Source organism: Streptomyces sp. ActVer (assembly GCF_027270795.1).
In the GTDB taxonomy this organism is placed as follows: domain Bacteria; phylum Actinomycetota; class Actinomycetes; order Streptomycetales; family Streptomycetaceae; genus Streptomyces; species Streptomyces umbrinus_A.
The window spans coordinates 1-2,338 of record NZ_JAPWHT010000788.1; the positions used below are offsets into that span (position 1 = coordinate 1).

Below are 2,338 nucleotides of genomic sequence, written 5' to 3' on the forward strand. Positions count from 1 at the left end.
GCCGCAGAAGCTCGTCGTCCCCGCCCAACAGCGGAACGCACCGGTCCAGACACGCCAGCCCGCTCGCCGCAAGACCACGCTCGTCGGCCTGAGCGATCAGTTCCACCAGGCTCATCACGCCTCCCTCGGTGGGGCCGCCTCTGGTAACGGAGCCCGCACTTCCCCTTACTGCGTGCACTGTGGCCGGAACGTCACACTGCGAGTTGGCCGAAATCTACATGGGGACAACGCCGAGCCGGTCCAGAAATCGGAAGAACAGCATCTCGGCCGACGGATCGGCGTCGGAGGTGAGCACGTCGAGGAGGGGTTCCTCGGGCACGGGACGCCCCGATTCGGCGGCCCAGGCGACGGCCCGCCCGACGGCGTCGTGCGGTTCGAGGAAGAAGTCGTCGACGGCCAGCCCGTCCTCGTTGCCGCCGAGGTACCCGGCCATCGCGTCCCTGTCCAGGCAGGTCGTCCAGGCACCGCTCTCGGGCGCGGCCGCCTCGACGACCACGCAGTCGCTGTCCATCACGTACCCGAACAGCGCGGGTGCGCCCGTCTCCTGGGCCAGGTCGTTCATGTTGCCGACGTCACCCTTGGCAGGGTCGTCGGGAGCGTTGGGGTACTCCCACACCTGCCAGCCGTCGTCCGCCGTCTGCTGCAGCGTCAGGCCGGACGCACCCGACAGCGCCTCCAGTTCCGCGAGCGGCTGCTCGCTCCTGCCTACGACGAAATATCCCCAGTAGCCCATCCCGCTCCCCCGGTGTATCGGTTCGGCCAGCGTGAATACACCACACACGCACGGCAGTTCGCCACCGAAACGGGCAAGCCGCCGCAACTGCGCCACACCGGCGCGTGATCCAGGCCAGGCCTTTTCGTCCTGCATACCGTCACCTGGGCGTTGACGTCCACGCGACACGACCGTCACGTCCGTCACGGCCGCACCACTCGTCCCGCCCGTCCCATCCGTCCCATACGTACCGCGGGGGCAACATCCCATCTCGGCGTCAGCCCAGCTTCCCCGCGAGCTGCTTGAACTCCGCCCACGGCATCCCCGGCTTCCGCGGATCCCACAGCTTCTGTGTCAGCGCCCGCAACGGCATCCGGATCCCCGCCGCCACCTGGTCCTGCGTCTGCGAGCCGGAGAGGTCGCACCAGACGGCGAAGTAGCCGCCGAGGATCTGGTCGTCGTACTCCCGTGACACCGGCGTCGTCCCGCGCACGACGAGCGGGGTCCACTGCTCGTAGATGCGCTGCCCGGTCGGGTAGACGAAGGCGTTGGGCTGCCCGAGCACGTAGTACAGGTACTCGTCGTTGTAGTTGATGACCTCGCGCCCGGCCCGCAGGTACTCGGCCGGCTGCCGCGCGCCGATCTCCTTGCCCGTCCAGTACGCGACCTGGATGTCGTCGTCGGCCTGCACCGCGCCCCCGGGGAAGAACCCGTCGTTCCAGGCCCGTACGGTCCGATCGTGCCCGCGCATCACGTCGGCCCGGTCGTTGAGCCACCCGGTCGCGAGGTCCGCGATCCCGGCGCCCGAGCCGTACTTGTCCTTCGCGGCGGCGGCCAGCTGCGGATAGGACGCCGCCGGGTTCGACACCGTCAGCGCCCGGTACTCGTCAGCGCCGACATGCCAGTACCGCCCGGGGAAGAGGTCCGCGTACTCGTTCAGCAGGTCGTCCACGATCTTCGCGGACTCGGGCTTGGAGATGTCGAGCGAGCCCTGCGAGATCACGCCCTGGGTGTTGCGGAGCTTGAGGTCCGGGTGCGCGGCGAGCACGGCGCCCAGGTGGCCGGGCGAGTCGATCTCGGGCACGACGGTGATGTGCCGGCTCGCCGCGAGCGCGAGGATGCGCCGCACCTCCGCCTTCGACAGATGCTGCTTCGACACGACCTCGGGGTGCGAGTCGGAGGCGATCCGGAAGCCCTGGTCGTCGGAGAAGTGCAGCCCGAGCTGGTTGTACTTGAGGTCGCCCAGCTCACGGATCCGGTCCTCGATCCACCCGGCCGTGAAGTGCTTGCGCGCGATGTCCAGCATGAACCCGCGCTGCGGCTTGGCCGGCGAGTCCCGTACGACTCCCTCGGGTGCCGTGCCGCCCTGGCGTACCTCCTGCTTGAGCGTGCGTGTGCCGTAGAAGACGCCCGCCTCGGCCGTCCCGCTGATCCGCACCCGCCCGTCCTTCACGGTCAGCGTGTACGACTCGGCGTTGGCGTCCTCGTCGGTGAGGCCCAGCTCCACATCGCCGGCCCGCGCCCCGTCCGAGCCCGCGTAGGCCAGGCCCAGTTCCCCGGCGAGCAGCCGCCCCTCGTCCGCGAGCGCGTCGTCGCCCACGACGACCCGCCCGCCCTTCGCCGGAC

At 69.9% G+C, this 2,338-nt stretch carries 2 protein-coding genes; both read right to left on the reverse strand.

Annotated elements, in window-relative coordinates; genetic code table 11:
• Positions 1 to 214: 214 nt before the first annotated feature.
• Positions 215 to 733, reverse strand: a complete 519-nt coding sequence (locus O3Q52_RS52050) for a hypothetical protein (RefSeq protein WP_269655392.1) — start codon at positions 731 to 733, stop codon at positions 215 to 217.
• 256 nt (positions 734 to 989) lie between these two features.
• Positions 990 to 2,338 (reverse strand): glycoside hydrolase family 20 protein (locus O3Q52_RS52055; protein ID WP_269655391.1); only part of this gene is annotated, 1,349 nt, incomplete at its 5' end.

Bases quoted from the DNA above. Each gene is read 5' to 3' on its own strand.
- O3Q52_RS52050 (WP_269655392.1), bottom strand. From the start codon at position 733: ATGGGCTACTGGGGATATTTCGTCGTAGGCAGGAGCGAGCAGCCGCTC.